The organism is Acidobacteriota bacterium (assembly GCA_018268895.1).
Classification (GTDB): domain Bacteria; phylum Acidobacteriota; class Terriglobia; order Terriglobales; family Acidobacteriaceae; genus Edaphobacter.
Genome location: JAFDVP010000013.1, coordinates 1 through 21,730 on the forward strand (window position 1 = coordinate 1; position 21,730 = coordinate 21,730).

At 59.0% G+C, this 21,730-nt stretch carries 35 protein-coding genes; 33 read left to right on the plus strand and 2 right to left on the minus strand.

All coding sequences use genetic code 11. The annotated features are described in order from the left end of the window. The 33 genes from tuf to JSS95_16110 form a co-directional block, all read left to right on the plus strand. A partial coding sequence (gene tuf / locus JSS95_15950) for an elongation factor Tu (protein ID MBS1801305.1) occupies positions 1-138 on the plus strand: 138 nt, incomplete at its 5' end. Positions 139-210: 72 nt separating this feature from the next. Next, positions 211-528 (plus strand): 30S ribosomal protein S10, encoded by a 318-nt coding sequence (rpsJ, locus tag JSS95_15955; protein ID MBS1801306.1) that lies wholly within the window; start codon positions 211-213, stop codon positions 526-528. Positions 529-591: 63 nt separating this feature from the next. After that, complete coding sequence (gene rplC, locus JSS95_15960) at positions 592-1,323, plus strand: 50S ribosomal protein L3 (protein MBS1801307.1); 732 nt, start codon at positions 592-594, stop codon at positions 1,321-1,323. A 109-nt stretch (positions 1,324-1,432) separates the two neighbouring features. Continuing rightward, positions 1,433-2,104 carry a 50S ribosomal protein L4 gene (gene rplD, locus JSS95_15965; protein MBS1801308.1) on the plus strand — a complete coding sequence of 224 codons (672 nt, stop codon included), beginning with the start codon at positions 1,433-1,435 and terminating at the stop codon, positions 2,102-2,104. Next, positions 2,104-2,397: a 50S ribosomal protein L23 gene (locus tag JSS95_15970; protein MBS1801309.1), complete on the plus strand. Its 294-nt coding sequence runs from the start codon at positions 2,104-2,106 to the stop codon at positions 2,395-2,397. The genes rplD and JSS95_15970 overlap by 1 nt, the downstream gene beginning before the upstream one ends. A 102-nt stretch (positions 2,398-2,499) precedes the next feature. Beyond that, positions 2,500-3,324, plus strand: coding sequence for a 50S ribosomal protein L2 (rplB, locus tag JSS95_15975; GenBank protein ID MBS1801310.1), 825 nt, complete (start codon positions 2,500-2,502; stop codon positions 3,322-3,324). Between the two features lie 29 nt (positions 3,325-3,353). Next, positions 3,354-3,638, plus strand: a complete 285-nt coding sequence (gene rpsS / locus JSS95_15980) for a 30S ribosomal protein S19 (protein ID MBS1801311.1) — start codon at positions 3,354-3,356, stop codon at positions 3,636-3,638. 48 nt (positions 3,639-3,686) lie between these two features. Beyond that, complete coding sequence (gene rplV / locus JSS95_15985) at positions 3,687-4,208, plus strand: 50S ribosomal protein L22 (protein ID MBS1801312.1); 522 nt, start codon at positions 3,687-3,689, stop codon at positions 4,206-4,208. 91 nt (positions 4,209-4,299) lie between these two features. After that, positions 4,300-4,974, plus strand: a complete 675-nt coding sequence (rpsC, locus tag JSS95_15990; GenBank protein ID MBS1801313.1) for a 30S ribosomal protein S3 — start codon at positions 4,300-4,302, stop codon at positions 4,972-4,974. Between the two features lie 71 nt (positions 4,975-5,045). Beyond that, on the plus strand, positions 5,046-5,480 hold the full coding sequence (gene rplP, locus JSS95_15995) for a 50S ribosomal protein L16 (GenBank protein ID MBS1801314.1): 435 nt from the start codon (positions 5,046-5,048) through the stop codon (positions 5,478-5,480). A 27-nt stretch (positions 5,481-5,507) separates the two neighbouring features. Continuing rightward, on the plus strand, positions 5,508-5,768 hold the full coding sequence (gene rpmC, locus JSS95_16000) for a 50S ribosomal protein L29 (protein ID MBS1801315.1): 261 nt from the start codon (positions 5,508-5,510) through the stop codon (positions 5,766-5,768). A 3-nt stretch (positions 5,769-5,771) separates the two neighbouring features. Further along, positions 5,772-6,101 (plus strand): 30S ribosomal protein S17, encoded by a 330-nt coding sequence (gene rpsQ / locus JSS95_16005; GenBank protein MBS1801316.1) that lies wholly within the window; start codon positions 5,772-5,774, stop codon positions 6,099-6,101. 103 nt (positions 6,102-6,204) lie between these two features. Next, entirely contained in the window at positions 6,205-6,576 is a 372-nt protein-coding gene (gene rplN, locus JSS95_16010; GenBank protein ID MBS1801317.1) for a 50S ribosomal protein L14, read from the plus strand. 87 nt (positions 6,577-6,663) lie between these two features. Further along, a complete protein-coding gene (gene rplX / locus JSS95_16015; protein ID MBS1801318.1) occupies positions 6,664-6,990 on the plus strand; it encodes a 50S ribosomal protein L24 in 327 nt (108 codons plus the stop codon). A 101-nt stretch (positions 6,991-7,091) separates the two neighbouring features. Beyond that, entirely contained in the window at positions 7,092-7,640 is a 549-nt protein-coding gene (gene rplE / locus JSS95_16020; protein MBS1801319.1) for a 50S ribosomal protein L5, read from the plus strand. Positions 7,641-7,700: 60 nt separating this feature from the next. Next, positions 7,701-7,886: a type Z 30S ribosomal protein S14 gene (locus JSS95_16025; protein ID MBS1801320.1), complete on the plus strand. Its 186-nt coding sequence runs from the start codon at positions 7,701-7,703 to the stop codon at positions 7,884-7,886. A gap of 184 nt (positions 7,887-8,070) precedes the next feature. Beyond that, complete coding sequence (gene rpsH, locus JSS95_16030) at positions 8,071-8,469, plus strand: 30S ribosomal protein S8 (protein MBS1801321.1); 399 nt, start codon at positions 8,071-8,073, stop codon at positions 8,467-8,469. A 123-nt stretch (positions 8,470-8,592) separates the two neighbouring features. After that, positions 8,593-9,132 carry a 50S ribosomal protein L6 gene (gene rplF / locus JSS95_16035; protein ID MBS1801322.1) on the plus strand — a complete coding sequence of 180 codons (540 nt, stop codon included), beginning with the start codon at positions 8,593-8,595 and terminating at the stop codon, positions 9,130-9,132. Between the two features lie 166 nt (positions 9,133-9,298). Then, positions 9,299-9,664 (plus strand): 50S ribosomal protein L18, encoded by a 366-nt coding sequence (gene rplR / locus JSS95_16040; protein MBS1801323.1) that lies wholly within the window; start codon positions 9,299-9,301, stop codon positions 9,662-9,664. Between the two features lie 54 nt (positions 9,665-9,718). Next, entirely contained in the window at positions 9,719-10,225 is a 507-nt protein-coding gene (gene rpsE / locus JSS95_16045; GenBank protein ID MBS1801324.1) for a 30S ribosomal protein S5, read from the plus strand. 36 nt (positions 10,226-10,261) lie between these two features. Further along, on the plus strand, positions 10,262-10,450 hold the full coding sequence (gene rpmD, locus JSS95_16050) for a 50S ribosomal protein L30 (GenBank protein MBS1801325.1): 189 nt from the start codon (positions 10,262-10,264) through the stop codon (positions 10,448-10,450). A gap of 91 nt (positions 10,451-10,541) precedes the next feature. After that, a complete protein-coding gene (rplO, locus tag JSS95_16055) occupies positions 10,542-11,003 on the plus strand; it encodes a 50S ribosomal protein L15 (protein MBS1801326.1) in 462 nt (153 codons plus the stop codon). 99 nt (positions 11,004-11,102) lie between these two features. Next, a complete protein-coding gene (gene secY / locus JSS95_16060; GenBank protein ID MBS1801327.1) occupies positions 11,103-12,515 on the plus strand; it encodes a preprotein translocase subunit SecY in 1,413 nt (470 codons plus the stop codon). A gap of 13 nt (positions 12,516-12,528) precedes the next feature. Further along, a complete protein-coding gene (locus JSS95_16065; GenBank protein ID MBS1801328.1) occupies positions 12,529-13,260 on the plus strand; it encodes an adenylate kinase in 732 nt (243 codons plus the stop codon). Between the two features lie 3 nt (positions 13,261-13,263). Beyond that, positions 13,264-14,013: a type I methionyl aminopeptidase gene (map, locus tag JSS95_16070; GenBank protein ID MBS1801329.1), complete on the plus strand. Its 750-nt coding sequence runs from the start codon at positions 13,264-13,266 to the stop codon at positions 14,011-14,013. Between the two features lie 95 nt (positions 14,014-14,108). Continuing rightward, entirely contained in the window at positions 14,109-14,327 is a 219-nt protein-coding gene (gene infA / locus JSS95_16075; protein ID MBS1801330.1) for a translation initiation factor IF-1, read from the plus strand. Between the two features lie 134 nt (positions 14,328-14,461). Beyond that, complete coding sequence (gene rpmJ, locus JSS95_16080; protein MBS1801331.1) at positions 14,462-14,575, plus strand: 50S ribosomal protein L36; 114 nt, start codon at positions 14,462-14,464, stop codon at positions 14,573-14,575. Between the two features lie 156 nt (positions 14,576-14,731). Continuing rightward, positions 14,732-15,112, plus strand: coding sequence for a 30S ribosomal protein S13 (gene rpsM / locus JSS95_16085; protein MBS1801332.1), 381 nt, complete (start codon positions 14,732-14,734; stop codon positions 15,110-15,112). Positions 15,113-15,115: 3 nt separating this feature from the next. Further along, positions 15,116-15,535 carry a 30S ribosomal protein S11 gene (gene rpsK / locus JSS95_16090; protein MBS1801333.1) on the plus strand — a complete coding sequence of 140 codons (420 nt, stop codon included), beginning with the start codon at positions 15,116-15,118 and terminating at the stop codon, positions 15,533-15,535. Between the two features lie 139 nt (positions 15,536-15,674). Continuing rightward, complete coding sequence (gene rpsD, locus JSS95_16095; GenBank protein MBS1801334.1) at positions 15,675-16,307, plus strand: 30S ribosomal protein S4; 633 nt, start codon at positions 15,675-15,677, stop codon at positions 16,305-16,307. A 150-nt stretch (positions 16,308-16,457) separates the two neighbouring features. Further along, positions 16,458-17,555, plus strand: a complete 1,098-nt coding sequence (locus tag JSS95_16100) for a DNA-directed RNA polymerase subunit alpha (GenBank protein MBS1801335.1) — start codon at positions 16,458-16,460, stop codon at positions 17,553-17,555. Between the two features lie 112 nt (positions 17,556-17,667). Then, entirely contained in the window at positions 17,668-18,144 is a 477-nt protein-coding gene (rplQ, locus tag JSS95_16105) for a 50S ribosomal protein L17 (GenBank protein ID MBS1801336.1), read from the plus strand. A 120-nt stretch (positions 18,145-18,264) separates the two neighbouring features. Further along, positions 18,265-18,555: a helix-turn-helix transcriptional regulator gene (locus JSS95_16110; protein MBS1801337.1), complete on the plus strand. Its 291-nt coding sequence runs from the start codon at positions 18,265-18,267 to the stop codon at positions 18,553-18,555. Positions 18,556-18,581: 26 nt separating this feature from the next. Here JSS95_16110 and garD read toward each other — a convergent pair whose 3' ends face one another. Further along, a complete protein-coding gene (garD, locus tag JSS95_16115) occupies positions 18,582-20,129 on the minus strand; it encodes a galactarate dehydratase (protein MBS1801338.1) in 1,548 nt (515 codons plus the stop codon). A gap of 15 nt (positions 20,130-20,144) precedes the next feature. Then, positions 20,145-21,728 carry an aldehyde dehydrogenase (NADP(+)) gene (locus tag JSS95_16120; protein ID MBS1801339.1) on the minus strand — a complete coding sequence of 528 codons (1,584 nt, stop codon included), beginning with the start codon at positions 21,726-21,728 and terminating at the stop codon, positions 20,145-20,147. Between the last annotated feature and the right edge of the window lie 2 nt (positions 21,729-21,730).

A 21,730-nucleotide genomic window follows, 5' to 3' on the forward strand; every position in this document is an offset into this window, starting at 1 on the left:
ATGGTGATGCCGGGCGACAACATCCAGCTGGAGATCACGCTGCACACCCCGGTGGCCATGGAGAAGGGCCTCCGCTTCGCTATCCGCGAAGGCGGTCGCACCGTCGGCGCGGGAACCATCTCCGAGATTATTAAGTAAATACGAGCGCCGCCCGCTGAAGGCGGGCGGCGACTCTGACAAGTTCTTTGCGTAAAGAAAAGAGAGAAGACGATGGCAGGACAGAGAATCAGGATTCGTTTGAAGGCTTATGACTACCGCGTGCTCGACACCTCCACCGGAGAGATCGTCGAGACGGCAAAGCGCACTGGCGCACAGGTCGCAGGGCCGATTCCGCTGCCGACGATGAAGAACAAGTACTGCGTTCTGCGTTCGCCCCACGTCGACAAGAAGTCACGCGAGGCCTTCGAGATCCGCACGCACAAGCGCCTGATCGACATTCTCGAGCCCACGCAGCAGACGGTGGACGCTCTGATGAAACTCGACCTCCCTGCCGGCGTCGATGTCGAAATCAAGACGGTTCAGAAGTAACAGGTTTTCAGGATCACCTACAGTGCCCGGTAGGCCCAGGCATGATGAGGAAAGGAAAAGAAGATGTCAGTATCAGGAATTCTCGGTAAGAAGATCGGTATGACCCAGCTGTTCGATGACAAGGGAGAGGTTCACCCCGTCACCGTTCTGAAGGCTGGCCCCTGCGTCATCACGCAGCTCAAGACCCTGGCGAAGGACGGCTACGACGCCGCCCAGATTGGCTATGTCGATTTCGTGAAGGCCTCAAAGGTGAACAAGGCCATGACCGGCCACTTCGCCAAGTCGAACGTTCCTCCTGTCCGCGTGCTGAAGGAAGTCGCTGTCGAGGCCCCCGCTGCTGGTGAGGAGTCGAACGGTGTCAAGGCTGGCGATCGCATTCTGGTCGACATATTCTCCGACGAGAAGTTCGTCGACATTATCGGAACATCGAAGGGCCGCGGCTTCGCAGGCGTTATTCGACGCCATAACTTCGGCGGTGGCCCAAAGTCGCACGGTCACATGTTCCAGGTGCAGGGCTCAATCGGTGCATCGTCGTTCCCTTCGCGCGTATTCCCAGGCCAGCGCATGCCCGGACATATGGGACACGATCAGGTGACGGTCCGCAACCTCCGCATCCGCGGCATCGATCTCGACGAGAACCTGCTGATGGTTGAGGGTGCGGTTCCCGGACCCCGCGATGGATACGTGCTGATCTCGAAGGCCAAGGCTCCGCCGCGCGAGCGTCGTGGCTTCGCCGGCGCAACCACGCTTGACCCGCTGAAGGCTTCGAAGAAGGCTTCGCCCAAGAAGAAGTAATAGCGGGATGAACGGTAAGACCTCTGCTCGGGGAATAGACCGGTAAAGCAGACGAACAAAGTCAGGGCGCGCCGCATTGACGGCCGCACAGAAAGAGAACTGAAGGACGATGGCAAACATCAACGTAGTCAATCTCGGAGGGACGAAGGTCGGTGAGTTCGAACTTGCTGACTCCGTATTCGCCGGTGAGGTGAACGACGCGCTTCTTTGGGAGGCGGTAAAGCATTATCGCGCTTCTTTACGCCAGGGAACTGCCGCAACCAAGAACCGCAAGCTCGTCTCGGGCGCAGGCAAGAAGTTGTGGAAGCAGAAGGGCACGGGCCGCGCTCGTGTGGGCTCGATCCGCACTCCACTCTGGCGTGGCGGTGGTACGGTTCACGGACCGCAGCCTCGCAGCTACGACTATGCGTTCCCGCAGAAGAAGCTGATGGGCGCTCTTCGCTCTGCCATTACGGCAAAGATCTCCGAGGGCAAGTTCACGGTCGTCGATTCCTTCTCGGTTCCCGAGGCGAAGACGAAGCTCTTCCGTCAGGCTCTCGATAAGCTTGAGGCGGGTAAGACGACTCTGCTGGTTGAGACCAGCAAGAAGCTCGACGAGAAGCTTTATCTCGGTTCGCGCAACCTGGCGGGTGTTGAGCTGGTTCTGAGCTCCGAGGTTCATCCCTACGACCTGTTGCGCTATGAGCACGCAGTCTTCTCGAAGGATGCCATCGAGGCCCTTCAGGAGACCTTGAAGAAGTATGTTTCGAAGCGTAAGGCTTCGCAGAAGGAGGTCGCGTAATGCCGACCCTTTATACCGTCATTCGCCGTCCCCTGATCACCGAGAAGGGGATGGGCATCAAGGAGACGCAGAATACTCTCGTGTTTGAGGTTGCCGAGAATGCGACCAAGACCGAGGTCAAGCAGGCTGTCGAGACCCTCTTCAAGGTGAAGGTCTCCGCGGTCCGCACTGCGACCGTCGAGGGCAAGGAGCGCCGCCGTGGCAAGTTCGCCGGCTATCGCCCCGACTGGAAGAAGGCTTATGTTCGCCTGAAGGATGGCGAGAAGATGCCGGAGTATCTCGACAGTCTGTAAGCACTGTCGTCCACAGCCGATTCGCAAAAGTATGGATCGGTTTGAACCAAGTTTGAAGTTTCGACACTAGCTCGGGTGTAAAGGCTAGGAGCAAAGAAGACGATGCCGATCAAATCATTTCGACCGATTACTCCATCACTCCGCTTCACGACGAAGCTGGTTAACGATGACCTGACGACCGACAAGCCGCACAAGCCGCTTCTCGCCGTCAAGCAGCGCACCGGCGGACGCAACTCGTCCGGCGCGTTGACCATGCGCCATCACGGCGGCGGTCACAAGAAGAAGCTGCGCCTGATTGACTTCAAGCGCGACAAGTACGGAATTCCTGCGACGGTGACCACCATTGAGTACGACCCGAACCGCAGCTCACGCATCGCGCTGGTCAGCTATGCCGACGGTGAGAAGCGCTATATCCTGCAGCCGATTGGGCTGAAGGTTGGCCAGACCATCATGAGCGGTCCCGGGGCCGACATCCTGGTTGGCAATGCTCTTCCTCTGAAGAACATCCCGGTCGGTACGATCGTGCATAACATCGAGCTGCGTCCCGGTAAGGGCGCGCAGATGGCGCGTTCGGCCGGGGCCCAGGTGAACCTGGTTGCCAAGGAAGGCGATTACGCTCTCCTGAAGCTGCCCTCTGGCGAGACCCGCAAGGTGCTCGTTGAGTGCATGGCGACTGTCGGCCAGGTAGGCAACACCGATCACGAAAACGTGAGTGTAGGTAAGGCCGGACGCAATCGCTGGAAGGGCATTCGCCCGACCAACCGCGGTGTCTCGATGAACCCGGTCGACCACCCGCACGGCGGTGGTGAGGGTAAGACCTCAGGCGGACGTCATCCGGTGACGCCGTGGGGTCAGCCGACTCGCGGATACAAGACGCGCAACAACAAGCGGACCGACGTGTTCATCGTGAACCGCCGCAGCAAGTAAACAGATTTTTAGAGATTCGGAGCTAGCACATGGCACGTTCTACCAAAAAGGGTCCGTTCATCGACGACCATCTCATGACGAAGGTCAATGTCATGAACCAGACGAACGACAAGAAGGTCCTTCGCACCTGGTCGCGCCGTTCGACCATCCACCCGGACTTCGTCGGCCACACGATCGCGGTACACAACGGCCGCAAGTTCATCCCCGTGTACGTGACCGAGAACATGGTCGGCCACAAGCTCGGCGAGTTCGCGGCGACCCGCACCTTCAAGGGCCACTCCGCCAAGACCGAGACCGCGGCAAAGCCGAAATAAAACGGTCAGCGACATAAGCATTTGTTTAGTTTCTAAGGACTGAAAGTCATGGCAAAGGTAGCAGAGAAGACAAGAGAGTTCCGCGCGGAGGCAAAGTTCCAGCGCACCAGCCCGCAGAAGGCGAAGCTCGTCCTGGACCTGATCAAAGGGCTCCGCGTGGAGCAGGCGATCAACACGGTCCACTTCAACAACAAGCGCATTGCGCCGGTGGTCGAGAAGGTTCTGCGCTCGGCGATCCAGAACGCGAACTACCTCTCGCAGGAGCAGGGTCTGGATGTCGACGTGGACAACCTCTACGTCAAGTCGGCCGTGGCGAACGAAGGTCCTCGTATGAAGCGCATCCGGCCTGCCCCGATGGGACGCGCCTTCCGCTATCAGCGCCGGCTCGCCCACATCGTTGTGACCGTGGCCGAGAAGAACAAGGCTGCTGCCGCTTCGGTGACCGAGGAGCCGGTGGCAGCTCCGGCGAAGAAGGCAGCGAAGAAGACGGCCACCAAGACCGCGGCGAAGAAGGCCCCGGCCAAGAAAGCCGCCGCAAAGAAGCCAGCGACAAAGAAAGCCGCCAAGTAAGCGAACTTTCAGCGTCTGCTTTGAGTAAAATAGAAGTTTTGGAGCATCGCCCGCCGGCTCAACCGGCAGGAGCGGAGAGTAAAGGGAAGCTATGGGACAGAAAGTCCATCCGTATGGGTTTCGCCTCGGCGTCAACAAGCCGTGGAAGTCGCGCTGGTTCGTCGAACGCGGCTATGACAAGCTGCTGGTCGAGGACGTGAAGCTGAAGGCGGAGCTGCGCGACAAGCTCAAGGCCGCCGGCGTCAGCTCGGTCGAGGTGGAGCGTCCCGGCAACAAGCTGCGCCTGATTATCCGCACCGCGCGTCCGGGCATCATCATCGGCCGCAAGGGTGCCGAGATCGACAAGCTCAAGGCCGACATTCAAAAGCGCACCAATCGCGAGGTGTTCGTCGACATCCTCGAGGTCAACAAGCCTGAGCTCGATGCTCAGCTGGTTGCCGAGAACATCGCTCTGCAGCTCGAGAAGCGCGTCAGCTTCCGCCGCGCGATGCGCAAGTCGGTTGACTCCGCTCTGCGCTTCGGTTGCAAGGGGATCAAGGTCCGCGTCTCCGGGCGCCTGAACGGCAACGAGATCGCGCGCTCGGAGTGGTATCTGCAGGGCCGTCTGCCGCTGCACACGCTCCGCGCCGACATCGACTACGGCTTTGCCGAGGCGAAGACGACCTACGGGATCATCGGCGTGAAGACATGGGTCTATCGCGGCGATATCTACGAGCAGAAGAAGCGTCGCGAGCAGGGAACGACAGCGGGCGTCTTCACGTCGTAAACGAAGTTTTGAATTTCAGCTAGATCTGGCGAAGGCTAGAAGCTAGCAGCTAACAGCCAGGGGTTTTCGTTATGTTGATGCCTAAGAAGGTGAAGTATCGCAAGCAGCAGCGCGGCCGGATGACCGGCAAGGCGTGGCGTGGCTCCGATCTTTCGTTCGGTGACTACGGCCTGAAGGTCATGGAGTGCGGTTACATTACCGACCGCCAGATTGAGGCCAGCCGTATCGCGATGACGCGCTTTATCAAGCGTGGCGGCAAAGTGTGGCTGCGTCTGTTCCCGGACAAGCCGATCACCAAGAAGCCGGCCGAAACCCGTATGGGTAAGGGCAAGGGCGCTCCCGATCACTGGGTCTGCGTTGTTCGCCCGGGCAGGATTCTGTTCGAGATGGAAGGCGTCAACCCGGAGATGGCCAAAGAGGCTATGCGTCTGGCCGCTCACAAGCTGCCGCTCAAGACCAGCTTTGTGCAGCGCCACGACGTTGCAGCTACGGTTGCAGCCAAGTAAGAGAGATTTGTTTCAAGGAAGAGACACATGGAACTCGAAAAGATTCGTAACCTCAGTGACGATGAGCTCAAGAGCGAGCAGACCAAGGCGGCAGAGCAGATCTTCCGTATCCGCTTTCAGAAGAGCCTCGGCAATACTGAGGGTCTGAAGAAGCTGCGGACGCTGAAGCTGGACGTCGCCCGCATCAAGACCGTCGCCCGCGAGCGCGAGCTGGGAACCGTCAAGCCCGTTGCCGCTGTTTCCGCAGCTCCCGCAAAGAGCACTCGCAAGAAAGCAAAGAAGGACTAAGCCATGGCAGACACAAATAAGACTGAAGCCGCCGAGCAGACCGCCTCCCGTCGTAACGAGAAGGTTGGCCTGGTCGTCTCGACGAAGATGCAGAAGACTATCGTCGTCGAGATCGAGATGCGCAAGGCGCACCCCAAGTACAAGCGCGTCATGAAGTCGAACAAGAAGTTTTACGCGCATGATGAGCAGAACTCGGCCCGCGTGGGCGACGTGGTTCGCATCCGCGAGGCCCGCCCGCTTTCGAAGCTGAAGCGCTGGTCTCTGGAAGAGATCGTCCGCCGAAGCTCGCTGGCGCTGGCCGATGAGAAGGCTCCTGCCGCTGAAGCCAAGTAAGTTCTGTTGGCGCGGTCCATTGCCGATCTGCGCACTGGGAAGTATATGAGACTCAAAGCCAGGGGATGATAGAATCCCTGGCCGCATCACCAGGAGATGAACGATGTCAGTACAGATGAGAACAATCCTTGACGTGGCCGACAACTCCGGCGCGCGCAAGCTGCAGGTGATCCTGCCCCTTGGTGGCGGTCTCGGCAAGAAGGCCGGCCTGGGCGATGTCGTCACGGCCGCAGTCAAAGAGGCTTCGCCGGACGGAACGGTCAAGAAGGGCAAGGTCGTAAAAGCCGTGATCGTGCGTACCCGCAAAGAGTATCGCCGCAAGGACGGGACCTATATCCGCTTCGATCAGAACGCGGCTGTGGTGATCAACGATGCGATGGAGCCGGTCGGAACCCGCGTCTTCGGTCCCGTGGCCCGCGAGCTTCGCGAGAAGAAGTTCCTCAAGATCGTCTCGCTCGCACCTGAGGTCATCTAGTTTTTCGCCGCAATTTCGTGCGGCGACATCAAGCGGATTCCGGCTCCGACAGACCGCCGAGGGCAGGAGAGGTAATTTATGGCAGGCATCAAGATCAAGCGCAACGACACCGTCGAAGTGATTGCAGGCAAAGACAAGGGTAAGCGCGGTCGTGTTCTTCGCGTCATCGCGGACAAGAACCGCGTTCTGGTCGAGCACGTGATGATCGTCAAGAAGCACGTGAAGCCGAACCCGCAGCGCAACATCAAGGGCGGTATCGCCGAGCAGGAGTCCCCGATCCACATCTCGAATGTGATGCTGGTCGACAGCGAAGGCAACAAGACCCGCGTTGGATCAAGGGTTGAGGGCGACAAGAAGGTCCGCATCTCGAAGGTGAGCGGAAACGCGATCGCCGAGAAGAAGTCGAAGAAGTAGCATTTCGGAAGTTTGTAGTTGCAACAAGAATCCAAGGTTCACCCCACGAAACGGTAGACGGCATAAGCCAACCCGGAACCGTGGAGAAAGCGAAGAAGAAGATGGCATCGCGATTCAGAGAGAAGTACGAGAAAGAGATCAAACCGGCGCTCGCCAAGGAACTCAACATCGAGAACGTGATGGCGATTCCGAAGCTGGAGAAGATCGTCGTCAACATGGGCCTGGGCGAAGCGACCCAGAACGTCAAGATCATGGATCCGCTGGTGGCCGATCTTGCGGCGATCACCGGTCAGAAGCCCGTGACCACCAAGGCCAAGAAGTCGATCGCAGCCTTCAAGGTTCGCGAGGGTATGCCCATCGGCGCGATGGTCACTCTCCGTGGCGATGCGATGTACGAGTTCCTCGATCGCCTGGTTTCGATTGCGCTTCCGCGCGTTCGCGACTTCCGCGGCGTATCGTCCAAGAGCTTCGACGGCCGCGGCAACTATACGCTCGGTCTTCGCGACCAGCTCATCTTCGCCGAGATCGATTATGCCAAGGTCGACAAGCTCAAGGGCATGAACGTCACCATCGTGACCACCGCTCAGGACGACAACGGCGCTCGCGCCCTTCTGCGCGGCTTCGGTATGCCCTTCCGTCAGGGAGCGTAACGGCATCGGTCCCGGCCTGGCGGCCCTAAACAGGTTTTTGAAGGATAGAGAGTAAAGGTTATGTCAACTACAGCAAAGCGCGTCAAAGACGCAAGCAAGCCGAAGTTCAAGTCCCGCAAGCACAACCGCTGCCAGCTCTGCGGCCGTCCTCGCGCCTACCTTCGGAAGTTCGGTGTCTGCCGTCTCTGCTTCCGCTCGCTCGCTCTCAAGGGAGAGATTCCGGGCGTCGTGAAGTCGAGCTGGTAAGCTGATACAATAAAATCGCTAGCCGCGTACGGAGTTTTTGTCCGCACGCCCGCTCCAGAGACCTCATTCGAGCCAAGGTTCAGGGTGCAGACGTCTGGAACGCAAAACAAGCAGGCAACAAGACATTCCCGCTGGTTCTCGCATGAGGTACGTCTGCGAGCGAACGGGGGATGAAGGAGAATGAATGAACCTCACCGATCCAGTAGCAGACTTTCTGACCCGCATCCGTAACTCCATCCGCGCCCGTCACCAGAAGCTCGACGTTCCGGCCTCAAAGCTGAAGGCCGAGATCGCCCGCATCCTGAAGGACGAGGGCTACATTGCCAACTACAAGGCGACGGAAGAGAACGGCCAGAAGGTCATTCGCGTTTACCTGAAGTACGGCACCAATAATGAGGCGGCGATCCGTGATCTGCAGCGTGTCTCGCGTCCCGGCTGCCGCGTTTATGTTGGCCGCGACGAGATCCGCCGCGTTCAGGGCGGCCTCGGCATCTCGATCATGACCACTCCAAAGGGTGTCATGACAGGCCGTCAGGCACGTCGCGAAGGCGTTGGCGGTGAGATTCTCTGCGAAGTCTGGTAGTCGCCAGCTTTTGCAGTTCTTGGCTTTATGTAACACCCGGCAGTGAAACTGCCGCAGGCTGCAGTGGAACGAAGATGACGGCAATCAGCTTCGCGACTCGCAAGCCGCTCAAAGGATTCTGAAATGTCTCGTATTGGCAAAAAGCCGATTCCCGTACCCGCCGGTGTTAAGTACACCGTCAACGGCAACACCGTTCTGGTTGAAGGCCCCAAGGGCAAGGTCACCGCGCTGCTCCCAGCCGGTATCACGCTTGTGCAGAAGGATGGCGCTATCGTCACCGAGCGCGAGAACGACAAGCAGGCTGCATTTCACGGTCTCGCCCGCGCCCTGGTTTTCAATGCGGTGCAGGGTGTTACTGCTGGATGGACCAAGGAACTCGACATCGTCGGTATCGGTTACCGCGTCGAGATGAAGGGCAAGGGGGTCGTCGTGTTCACCCTCGGCTACTCGCACCCGATCGAGTTTCCGCTGCCAACCGGCATCGAGGTCGCGATCGACCCGAAGCAGACGCACCTGACCATCTCCGGTATCGACCGGCAGAAGGTTGGCCAGGTTGCCGCCGATATGCGTGCGTTGCGCAAGCCCGATCCGTACAAGAACAAGGGCGTCCGCTACACCGGCGAGAAGCTGAAGAAGAAGGTTGGCAAGACGGGCGCTAAGTAAGGCCCTGGCGTAAGCCGCAAGTTAGGAACCGGAGGCTGGGCCAGGAGCTTGCCCAGCAAGGTTGAGGAAGCTCTGAAGTCTGCCTCCGGTCCCTGTTCCCTGATTTGCAGTACAAAACCGAACGTCGCCGGCACTCTGGCGACGCTGTTAGGAAGGAAAACAAACGATGATTACTCCTCGCAAACGCGACGTTATCCGCAAGCGCGTCCACACGCGCATCCGTGAGAAGATGTCCGGCACAGCGGAGCGTCCGCGCCTGAACGTCTACCGTTCGCTCGATCACATCTATACGCAATTAATCGACGACGCCTCCGGCGTCACGATCGCATCGGCTTCCACGCTCGCCAAGAAGGGTGAGACGAAGAAAACCGGCGGCAACGTGGCAGCGGCCGTCGAAGTGGGCAAGTTGATCGCCGAGCGCGCGCAGCAGAAGGGCATCAAGAAGGTGGTCTTCGACCGCGGCGGCTATCTCTACCACGGTCGCATCAAGGCGCTGGCCGACGCAGCTCGCGAAGCCGGCCTGGAGTTCTAAAAGTTTGTTGAACGGCGCCCCGGAGTGGGCCGCCAGAAAGCTGGATGAGACATTATGGCAACAAAGAAAAAGATCGATGCGAACCGGCTCAACCTGAAGGACCAGGTGGTCAGCATCAACCGCGTGACCAAGGTCGTCAAGGGCGGTAAAAACATGTCGTTTGCCGCGCTGGTCGTCATTGGCGATCCGGCGGAGGGTGTTGTCGGCTACGGCTCAGGCAAGGCCAAGGAAGTTCCGCAGGCCATCCGCAAGGGTATCGAGGCCGCCAAGAAGAACCTCTTCAAGGTGAACCTGACCGAGACGACGATTCCGCATCAGGTTCTGGGCCACTATGGCGCAGGCCAGGTCATGCTGAAGCCCGCCCCCGAAGGTACCGGCGTCATCGCCGGAGGCACGGTTCGCGCAGTGATGACCTCGGCCGGCGTGCAGAACGTCCTGACCAAGTCCATCGGCACCAAGAACCCGCACAACGTGATCAAGGCCACCTTCGACGCTCTTATCCAGCTTCGCAGCAAGGCCGATGTCGCGGCGCTGCGCGGCAAGGCTGAAGAAGAGCTGTAAGCAAGTTTTTTGAAGAAGAGTCAGAGGAGTTTAGCAATGGCCGAAACCAAAGCCAAAATCAAGCTGCAATACTTCCGTTCGAAGATCGCCACGCCGGAGAAGCACAAGCTCGTCGTCAAGGGCCTCGGCTTTACCCGTCTGAACCAGATCGTCGAGCGCGAGGACACGCCGTCCATCCGCGGCATGGTCGCCAAGATCCCCCACCTCGTCCGCGTTGTCGAGTAGGGTGGAGTTGTCGACTCTTAATCGATTGGTTTAAAACCCAATCCCAAAATGCGAGTCGGGAGAAACCTCCCGGCGTTATAGCGAGGAAGCAATGGCAATTCGTAATCTCTCCAATCTGAAGGCCCCTGCAAAGGCCAATAGCAACAAGAAGCGTGTCGGCCGCGGTATGGGCTCGGGCATGGGTAAGACCTCGACCCGCGGCCACAAGGGCCAGGGATCGCGTTCGGGCTCCAGCCTGATGCGCGGCTTTGAAGGCGGTCAGATGCCGCTGCACCGCCGTCTTCCCAAGCGCGGCTTTACCAATATCTTCCGCACAGAGTACACCGTACTTGGCCTGGATCGTATCGCTGAAATCAACGAAGCGTCCAAGGTGACCGAGTTCACCCTCGACAAGATCGTATCCCTCGGCCTTCTCCGTAAGCGCAATGGACTCATCAAGGTTCTGAACAACGGAGAGATCAAGGTCGCTGTGACGGTGCACGCGCACAAGTTCTCGAAGACCGCCCAGGAAGCGATCGAGAAGGCTGGCGGCAAGGCCGTTGTGATCGGCTAAGGCTGACAGCATGTAAAATTCTGGCAGGCGAGGGAGGCGTCCCTCGCATCGCCGTTTCACCCGGAATCATCCGCTTCACCCCCGAGGTCCCGCTCTCCGATGTTCGACAAGTTCGCAAACATCTTCCGTATCCCAGACCTCCGCAAGCGCGTTCTTTTCACGCTTGCGTTGCTGGCTGTCTATCGTCTGGGATCGCACATTCCCACCCCCGGCATCAACGGCAGTATGCTGGCTGAGTTCTTCAACCAGAATTCCGGCTCGGCGCTTGGGCTTGTCGACCTGTTTTCGGGCGGCAACCTGCGCAAGCTGACGATCTTCGCCCTTGGCATCATGCCGTACATCACGGCGTCGATCATCTTTCAGTTGCTCACGGTGATCTATGAGCCGCTGGCGAAGCTGCAGAAGGAAGGCGAGCTTGGCCGCCGCAAGATCACCCAGTGGACGCGCTATGTCACTGTGCTGCTAGGTATCGTGCAGTCGTTCACGATTGCGCTGACCCTGACCAATACATCGACCGGTGCGTCGATGGTTACGATTCCTCGCAGCTACTTCATCCCGATGTGCGTTCTGACGCTCACTGCGGGAACGGCCTTCATCATGTGGCTGGGTGAGCAGATCACCGAGCGTGGTATTGGCAACGGCATGTCGCTGCTGATCTTTACCGGCATCGTTGTCGGCCTGCCAAAAGGCATTCAGGAGCTGTACGAAAAGTTTGAAACTGCTGCATGGGGGGCATTTACACCCGTAGCTATCGCGATCCTGGTTGTCGGCATGATCGCCGTGGTGGCCTTCATCGTCTACGTTGAGCGCTCCGAGCGCCGTATCCCTGTCCAGTATGCCAAGCGGATCGTCGGCCGTCGCATGATGGGCGGACAGTCGACCCATCTTCCGCTCAAGGTGAACTCGGGCGGCGTGATGCCGGTTATCTTCGCCAGCTCCATTCTTTCGGCTCCTCTGCTCTTTTCCGGCATGAGCTTCTTCGGCAGCGGGCCTCTGCGGGATACCAAGATCTTTGGGCCCCTGTTTCAGTATCTTGCTCCAGGTGAGCCCTGGTACGAGTTGCTGTACATGGTGGCGATCGTCTTCTTCGCCTACTTCTATATCTCGATCGTCTTTCGTCCGGACGACATCGCCGACAACATGCGCAAGTACGGCGGATTCATTCCAGGCATTCGCCCCGGGAAGCGCACGGCCGACTTCATCAATGATGTCCTGACCCGCATCACGCTGGTTGGCGCGCTGTACCTGATTATTATCTCGATCATTCCTCAGCTCATTATCAGCGGTATCCATTTCAATCATCTTTGGTTGATTGGTCCCGTCTTCGACAAGTTGCCGAGCTGGATGACCAACGGGCTGGGCGTAACCTTCTACTTTGGCGGCACAAGTTTGCTGATCGTTGTGGGTGTCGCGATGGATACCGTACAGCAGGTTGAATCGCAACTTATCATGCGCCACTACGACGGCTTCACCCCGAAGAGTGGTCGTATCCGTGGACGCAAGAGCTGGTAGGGAAGTGGCAACGTTGACCTCTGAATCCGCACATTCTCCGGCCCCGGCAGATGTATTTCTGCCTGGGCCGGTGCTTCTTCTGGGTGCCCCCGGCGTTGGCAAGGGAACACAGGCGCAACTGTTGATGGTCGGCTATGGTATCCCGCAGATCTCCACCGGCGACATCCTGCGCGACAACATCTCCCGTGGCACTGAACTCGGCAAGTCTGCCAAAGGACTGATGGACCAGGGACAGCTTGTTCCCGATCAGATGGTCAACGACATGGTCGGAGCCCGTCTTACGCAGCCCGATGTCAAGCGTGGCTACATTCTCGACGGTTATCCGCGTACGCTTGGCCAGGCTGAGTGGCTCGATGCACACCTGATCTCTCTGGAACAGAGTGTCGGCGCGGTTGCACTGCCTTTGATCGCGGTGAACATCCGCGTCGATGAGCAGGTGCTTCTCCAGCGCATCACTGGCCGTCGCATCTGCACGAAGTGCAAGCATATCTACAATGCCTACTCGAAGCCTCCGAAGCAGGAAGGCATCTGCGACCTCGACGGCTCTTCGCTGCAGCACCGGTCCGACGATACAGAGGCCGCTTTTACCGAGCGCATGAAGGCGTATAACTCGCTCACTGCCCCCGTGATCGAGCACTACAGCAAGCAGGGCCGCTTTCATGAGGTCGACGGTGATCGCCCGGTCGAAGAGGTTACAGCCAGCATTGAATCGTCGCTTCGCCAGCTTCGCGGAATTGGAGCCTGATCGATGGCGATCATGATCAAGACGCCGCAGGAGATCGAGAAGATGCGGATCTCCGGGATCGCTCTTCGGAAGGTTCATGACGCGCTTGCGTCTCATGTCGTCGCTGGCGCCTCGACGATGGATCTCGAGGAGATCGCAGTCCAGAAGATCGCCGAACTTGGCGGCAAAGCGGCCTTCAAGGGGTACCACGGATATCCTTCTGCCCTGTGCACGTCGATCAACGAAGAGGTTGTCCACGGGATGCCGAATGCGAAGCGAGTGCTGAAAGACGGCGACATTCTCTCGATCGATTGTGGCGTCATCATCGACGGGTTCTATTCAGATGCCGCCGTAACGTATTCCATCGGAAAGCCTTCCGAGAAGACACAGAAGCTGCTCGATGTGACAAAAGCGTCCCTTGAGGCAGCGATTGAGCAGTGCCAGGTGGGGGGGAGGCTCTTCGATATCTCCGCGACAGTGCAGGAGATGTGTGAAGCCGAAGGTTTCGGCGTAGTACGGGAGTTTGTCGGCCACGGGATCGGCCGCAGCATGCACGAGGACCCCCAGGTTCCCAACTTTGGCACACGGGGCAAAGGACCAAGGCTAAAGGCTGGGATGGTGCTGGCGATTGAGCCGATGATCAACGCCGGCGGCCCCGAAGTGAAGGTTTTGAAGGACGGTTGGACTGCCGTGACCGTGGATGGGAGCTATAGCGCTCACTTCGAGCATACGGTAGCCATCACCAAAGACGGCCCTGTGGTGCTTACCCGCTAAATCGGCGCTATTATTTAGCGATCAAGGCCAAAATCTGAGGTATCATAAAAGATGCTGTGTGCGGTATGCCGTGCGCTCATGTACAAGGAGATCGTTTGTCGAAGGAAGATGCAATTGAGGTAATGGCAGTGGTCGTTGAGACCCTGCCCAACGCGATGTTCAAGGTCGAGCTTGAGAACAAGCATCAGGCCCTGGCGCACGTCTCCGGACGTATGCGTAAGAACTTCATCCGCATCCTCCCCGGCGACCGTGTCGCGATTGAGCTCAGCCCGTATGATCTCAACCGCGGCCGCATTGTCTACCGCTACAAGTAGACGGAAAGCAGCTTCTGGCTTTTGGCATTGGCTTCTAGCTGGAAACAAATTGGAATCAGGCAATCAGGCTTGCAGCAAATGGCCTCTGGCTAATAGCTAGAAGCTAGGGGCTGACGGCTGTTTTAGGAGAAGTAATGAAGGTTCGTGCGTCAGTAAAGAAGATCTGCGATAAGTGCAAGGTGATCCACCGCCGCGGCGTGGTTCGCGTCATCTGCGAGAACGCCAAGCACAAGCAGCGTCAGGGCTAAGATTCAGCAACCGGAGGCGGGTCATCCGTCTCCAGCATCCGGCCCCCCGCGGGGCTAGTTCGCCGAAGTCAAGGCGTGCGATGAACCCCGCGGACATAGCCGAAACATCAACCCGCTCCGTGGCGAAGCTTCCGGCGCATAACGATAAGGACTCAAATGGCACGTATTGCTGGAGTCGACGTACCGAACAACAAGCAGGTACGCATCGGACTCACTTATATCTTCGGTATCGGCGACTCGCGCGCTGCGAAGATCCTGGCCAAGGCGGATGTCGATCCGTTTGCCAAGATCGCAACGCTCGACGAGGACCAGTTGAACCGCATCCGTCACGTCATCGAGCAGGAAGGCCAGATCGAAGGCGACCTCCGCAAGGACGTCTCGCTGAACATCAAGCGCCTGATCGAAATTCAGTCGTACCGTGGTCTTCGTCACCGCCGTTCGCTTCCCGTCCGCGGCCAGCGCACCCACACCAACGCTCGTACCCGCAAAGGTCCTCGCAAGGGCACCGTCGCCGGTAAGAAGAAAGCGACGAAATAAGCCATGGCGAAGACTCAGCAGAAGACTGCCGGCAAGGCTGGCAAGAACAAGAAGTTCAAGAAGCGCGAGCGGAAGAACGTTCCGTTCGGTCTGGTTTTCATCCAGGCTTCATTCAACAACACCATCGTCACGATCACCGACCAGACAGGCAATACGCTCAGCTGGAAGAGCTCGGGCTCGCTCGGCTTCCGCGGCTCCCGCAAGGGGACCCCGTTCGCTGCGCAGCAGGCTGCCGTTGGCGCTGCCAACGCTGCCCGCGAGCACGGTCTGCGTTCGGTCGATGTGCGCGTCTCGGGCCCCGGTTCGGGCCGCGAGTCGGCCATCCGCGCGCTCGCCTCGGCCGGTATCGAGGTGCGTTCGATCCGCGACGTTACGCCGATCCCGCACAACGGCTGCCGTCCTCCGAAGCGCCGCCGCGTATAAGAAGTGTTCTCTGGCGTCAGTTCTCAGTTGTCGGTAACTGAGAACTGAACACCGAGAACCGACAACTAACAATGGATCGCGATGAAGCGCAGCCAGCGCGTAAAACGATCGACACCCGAAGTCAGGAGACAAGAAAGTTATGGCACGTTACACAGGACCCGTCTGCCGCCTCTGCCGCCGCGACGGCACCAAACTCTTCCTCAAGGGCGCGAAGTGCTTCTCCGAGAAGTGCCCCGTCGAGAAGCGCAACTTCCCCCCAGGACAGCACGGCCAGTCGAAGAAGCAGAAGAAGGTCGTCGGCTACGGTCTTCAGCTTCGTGAGAAGCAGAAGGCGAAGCGCATCTACTTCACGCTGGAGACGCAGTTCCGCGCCTACTACGAGAAGGCATCGAACAAGACCGGCGTCACCGGCGAGCTCCTGCTCCAGCAGCTTGAGACCCGCCTGGACAACATCGCCTACCGTCTTGGCTTTGCTCTGAGCCGCCGTCAGGCCCGCCAGATCGTTCGTCACGGCCACATTCAGGTCAACGGTCGCAAGGTCAACATCCCGTCCTTCCAGTGCAAGGTTGGCGACGAGATCGCGATTCGCGAAGGCTCGAAGTCGATCGTCGTCCTCGAAGAGGCGAAGAACTTCGCAAGCGGCCAGCGCGCCGCAACCTGGCTCGATATCAACCGCGACAATCTTTCGGGCAAGGTTCTTTCTCTGCCGAAGCGCGAAGATATCCAGCTCCCGGTCAATGAGCAGCTGATCGTCGAACTTTACAGCAAGTAATCGTTTGGTTGTCATCCCGCAGCGAAGCGGAGGGATCTGCTTCCCGCTGCGGGATGGCTTCCAGCAGCATCAACCACAACTTAAACCGCAACCGAACCACCCGCCAGACCGCAAAGTGCTTCGCGGCTAGGACGGATAAAGGAGAAACACATGCTTTGGAGAGGATTCCAGAAGCCCAAGCGCCTCGCAGTCGACAGCGAAACACTCACAGAAAAGTACGGCAAGTTCAGCGCCCAGCCCTTTGAGCGCGGCTTCGGTACAACCATCGGCAATGCGCTGCGTCGCACCCTGCTCTCGTCCATCGAGGGCGCGGCCGTGACGGCAGTCCGCATCGAGGGCGTGTTGCACGAGTTCCAGTCGATCGCCGGCGTTGTCGAAGACGCGACCGACATCATCCTCAACCTCAAGCAGATTCCGTTCAAGCTGAACGGCGACGGCCCCAAGGCGCTCTATCTGCGCTCCGACGCGGCCGGCGTTGTGACCTCCGGTTCGATCGAGGCCGACGGCGACGTCGAGATCCTCGACAAGGACGTCTACATCTGCACTATCTCCGAGGGCGGCAAGATCGACATGGAGATGCGCCTCAAGCGCGGCCGCGGTTACATCTCGGCCGACAAGAACTTCGACGCCGACCTGGGCCTTGGCTTCATTCCGGTCGACAGCGTCCATTCGCCTGTGCGCAAGGTCAACTACCTCGTTGAGGCGGCGCGTCTCGGTCAGATCACAGACTACGACAAGCTCACACTCGAGATCTGGACCAACGGCACGGTGCTTCCCGCCGACGCGCTCGGCCTTTCGGCCAAGCTGCTCAAGGACCACATGTCGATCTTCATCAACTTCGAGGAGGAGATGGAGGCCGGTCACGATGGCGGTCACGATGGCCCGGCGGTCCGCAACGAGAACCTCAACCGCTCGGTCGAAGAGCTTGAGCTCTCGGTTCGCAGCTACAACTGCCTGAAGAATGCCAATATCGCGACCATCGGTGAACTGATCCAGAAGACCGAAGCAGAGATGCTGAAGACGAAGAACTTCGGCCGCAAGTCCCTGAACGAGATCAAGGAGATCCTCGCGCAGATGGGCCTGTCGCTCGGCATGAAGATCGACGAGAACGGCAACCCGCAGCCCGGACCGACGTCCGTCCTGCCGGCAGCGACGCTCGCCGCCAGCTTCGGCCGCTTCGATGACGACGATGATGACGAGGATGAGGACGACGATCTCGCTCTTCCCGCCGATTCGGACAACTTCTAAGAGCAGGGAATAGGGGACAGGGAGTAGGGAGTAGCAAGCCCTTGCTCCCTGTTTCAAGCATCACCCATAACAATCCGGTTGAGCACAAGCTCTGACCGAAGGAGATCAAACAATGCGCCATCGCAATGCAGGTTTCAAACTAGGACGTAACACCAGCCACCGCCGCGCTACACTGCGCAACCTCGTCACTTCGATCGTTTTGATGGACCGCATTGAAACGACCGTCACCAAGGCGAAGGCATCCAAGCCGCTCGTCGAGCGCATGATCACCCTCGGCAAGCGCGGCGATGTTCACGCTCGCCGCCAGGCTGCGGCTTATCTGCTGACGCCTGAGTCGGTCGACCGCCTCTTCGCGGTGGTGGCCCCGCGCTACGCCTCGCGCAACGGCGGCTACTCGCGCATCACGCGCACCGGAGCACGCAAGGGCGACGCCGCAGAGATGGCGTTCATCGAGCTGCTTGGCGCCGAGCAGGAGTTGAACGAGAAGGCGCAGAAGCGCGCCGAAGTTCGCGCCAAGAAGCGCGAAGAGCTACAGAAGCAGCTTGAGGAGCAGACCCCTCAGGCAGGTGAAGAGGGCGAGCAGTCGTAAGATTGTGACTGCTGCAGAAATCCGGAATGGCGCATCCGTCAGGATGCGCCATTCTTTTGCTGGTGACACGTTCTCCATAACGCGCCGTGAAGACGCTGCCGTATCCGGTAAATTAGAGTTGTGGCCGAGTTGAAACCAATCTCACTCTCCGACCGCCAGTTCCATCTGATCTCGCGGGCATTGGCCGATCCTCGCCGGTACGAGATTCTCCAGAAGCTGGGAAACAAAGATGTCTGCGCCTGCGGCGACATTCGGGAGTGTATCCCAGTCAGCGCAGCCACGCTCTCTCACCACATGAAAGAGCTGGAAAACGCAGGCCTGATTGAGTCGGAGCGCGACGGAAAGTTCGTCAACTACACGCTCCGGCGGGATGTGCTCGGAGCATATCTCGATCGACTGAAACAGATCTGAGCCCGGGCCGCAATCGCTGAAGAGCGCTACGTTACAGGGCCAGGATTGAAGAGGGCGTACTCGTTGTGCAGGCCCCACTTGTCGGCCCAGGTCTTGTGCTCGCCGCTTGCCACTTTGAGAATCAGCCGGAAGATCTCCCAGCCAACATCTTCGGTCGTTGCCTCACCCGTGGCAATGCGGCCTGCGTCGATGTCGATCAGGTCGTGCCACCGTTCTGCAAGCGAAGTTCGGGTAGCAACCTTGATAACAGGAGCCATGGCAAGACCGTATGGTGTACCGCGCCCGGTCGTAAATACGTGCATGTTCATGGAAGCGGCCAGTTGAAGCGTGCCGCAGATGAAGTCGCTGGCCGGTGTTGCGGCAAAGACCAGTCCCTTCTGCGTGACCCGCTCCCCGGGAGCCGCTACGCCCATCAGCGCGCTGGTGCCCGCCTTCGCGACGGAGCCAAGAGCTTTTTCGACGATGTTGCCGAGGCCGCCCTTCTTGTTTCCCGGCGATGGATTTGCGCTGCGGTCTGCCTCTCCCTGCGCGAGGTAGTTGTCGTACCAGGCCATCTCGCGGATCAGATCGCGGGCGACGTTCTCGTTGGCGGCCCTTGCCGTAAGAAGATGAACGGCGTCACGCACCTCGGTCACTTCAGAAAAGATCACGGTCGCACCGGCGCGAACGAGAAGGTCGGCCGCGAAGCCCAAGGCGGGGTTCGCGGTCACTCCCGAGAAGGCATCGCTGCCACCACACTGGAGGCCGACGACGAGATCGGACGCCGGACAGGTGACGCGGACGCGCCTGTTGAGTCGCTCGAGGCGATTTTCTGCCATCCCCATCAACGCCGCAACCATGTCGGCGAAGCCGTGATGCTCCTCGTCCTGAAGGCGGATCACGTATGGCTCATCGGCCAGCACCGGTAACGCGCTTGAAGGAAGCATCTGCACGGGCTGCATCTTTTCGCAGCCCAGGCTGACCACTACGGGTTTGCCGCCGAGGTTCGGGTTGAGACTGAGATTGCGCAGCGTGCGTATCGGAATCGCCGCTCCCGGGGCCTGAATGGCAACGCCACAGCCGTAATTATGCGTAATAGCAATAACGTCGTCGACGTTTGGGTACCGCGGCAGTATTTCGTTCTTGATACGGCGAACGGCGTAGTCCACCGTTGCCGCGACGCACTGCACTGTTGTGCTGATGGCGAGGATATTCTTTGTTCCCGCAGTGCCGTCGGCGTTGCGATATCCCTGAAAGGTGTAGCCCATGAGCGGAGCAAGCGGGACCGGCGTTGCCGTCGCAAGTGGAAGCGTATCGAGGGAAGGAGGAGGAGGCGAAATCATCGCATCCTCAGGTACCCATGCGCCTTTGGAGATCGCTCGCGCTGCGTAGCCGATGACAGAGCCATAGCGGACGATGGCGTCCCCAGAGTTGAGATCCGTCAGTGCAACCTTGTGTGCTTCGGGTACTGCTTCGAGCAATGTGAGTCCGGACGGAAAAACACTACCCGCAGGCAGACCGCCGGCATTCACAATAATGGCGACGTTGTCGCGATCATCGATGCGAATATATCGAGGTTTGATGGAATCGGTCATCGCCGCTTGTGATGGCTAGCCCTGTACGAACTTGCCGTCCTGAAGCCTCCATAAATGCAACGGGTTTTGGTCAGTCAATTCTTCAGGCAATAACTCTGCGGGAAAGTTCTGGTAGCAGACTGGTCGCAGAAAGCGGTCGATGGCCGTCGCTCCAACAGAGGTGTGGCGATCGTTGCTCGTTGCCGGATAAGGGCCACCGTGAACCATCGCATACGAGACCTCGACGCCGGTCGGAAAACCGTTTATCAGAATACGGCCGGCCTTGCGTTCGAGAACGCCGACCAACGCCTTCGCAAAAGCAGTGTCGGCAGAGGACATGTGAAGAGTTGCCGTTAGCTGCCCTTCGAGCGACTCGGCAAGGTCGATCATCTGTTGCGTGTTATCGCAAGCGACAAGTAGAGACGATGGACCGAAGACCTCTTCGGACAGGCGTCGATCTTTGAGGAAGGTCGATGCCGTCGTCTTGAAAAGAGTGGGTACGGCAGCACACTGGCCGCGAGGCGTCGCTTGTCCTCGCGCAATCTGCGTGACATCGTCGTGCCCTTCAAAGGCGCGGACTCCGTGCTCATATGCCGCGTGGATTCCATGGCTGAGCATCGTCGAGAAGCCCTTTGCCGAAAATTTTTCGATGACAGCCCTCTCGAAGTAATCGAAGGCCGTACTCTTCATTGCGAAGACGATTCCCGGCTGTGTGCAAAACTGGCCCGCTCCCAGCGTGGCAGAATCGGCAAAGCCCTGTGCCAGAGCAGCGACGTCGCCGCCTAGCGCTCCGGGCAGAAGGAAGACAGGATTGACGCTGCTCATCTCAGCGTAGATCGGAATGGGCACAGGGCGCTTCGCCGCAATGGATGCAATGGCCAGCCCGCCGCGGCGGCTTCCTGTAAAAGCGACTGCGGTGATCGCTGGATGCGCCGCAAGCGCTTCGCCGACACGATTGCCTTGGCCTGTGATCAGAGCAAAGACTCCGGCGGGCAATTTGCAATCAGCGACGGCTTTTTGAATTGCTCGACCGACAAGCTCGGATGTGCCCGGGTGAGATGGATGCGCCTTTGTTACGACCGGGCACCCTGCTGCAAGCGCCGAAGCTGTGTCGCCGCCGGCGACGGAGAAGGCGAGCGGGAAGTTGCTCGCTCCAAAGACGGCAATCGGGCCAAGAGGAATCTTGCGGTGCCTGAGATCGGGTCTCGGCAGAGGTGTGCGATCGGGGAGCGCAGAATCAAGAATGGGAGCAATCCACAAGCCCTGCCGTACAACGCTTGCGAAGAGTCGCAACTGGCCCACCGTGCGTCCACGTTCGCCTTCGATGCGCGGGCGCGGTAGACCGCTTTCGGCCATCGTGCGCTCGATCAACTCGTCGCCGAGGTCCATGATGCACTGCGCGACCGCTTCAAGAAATGTCGCGCGAGATTCGAGCGAAGTATTGCGGTAGGTATCAAATGCTTGTGATGCGAGCCTGCACGCCTGATCGATCTGTTCGACCGATGCACCGTAGAACTCCGGTTCCATCAACTCGCCGGTAGCGGGGTTGATGGCGCGGAATTTTTCCGCTGTTCCTTGAACTGCATCGCTGCCAAGTAGAAGTCTGCCGCTTATCTGCATGA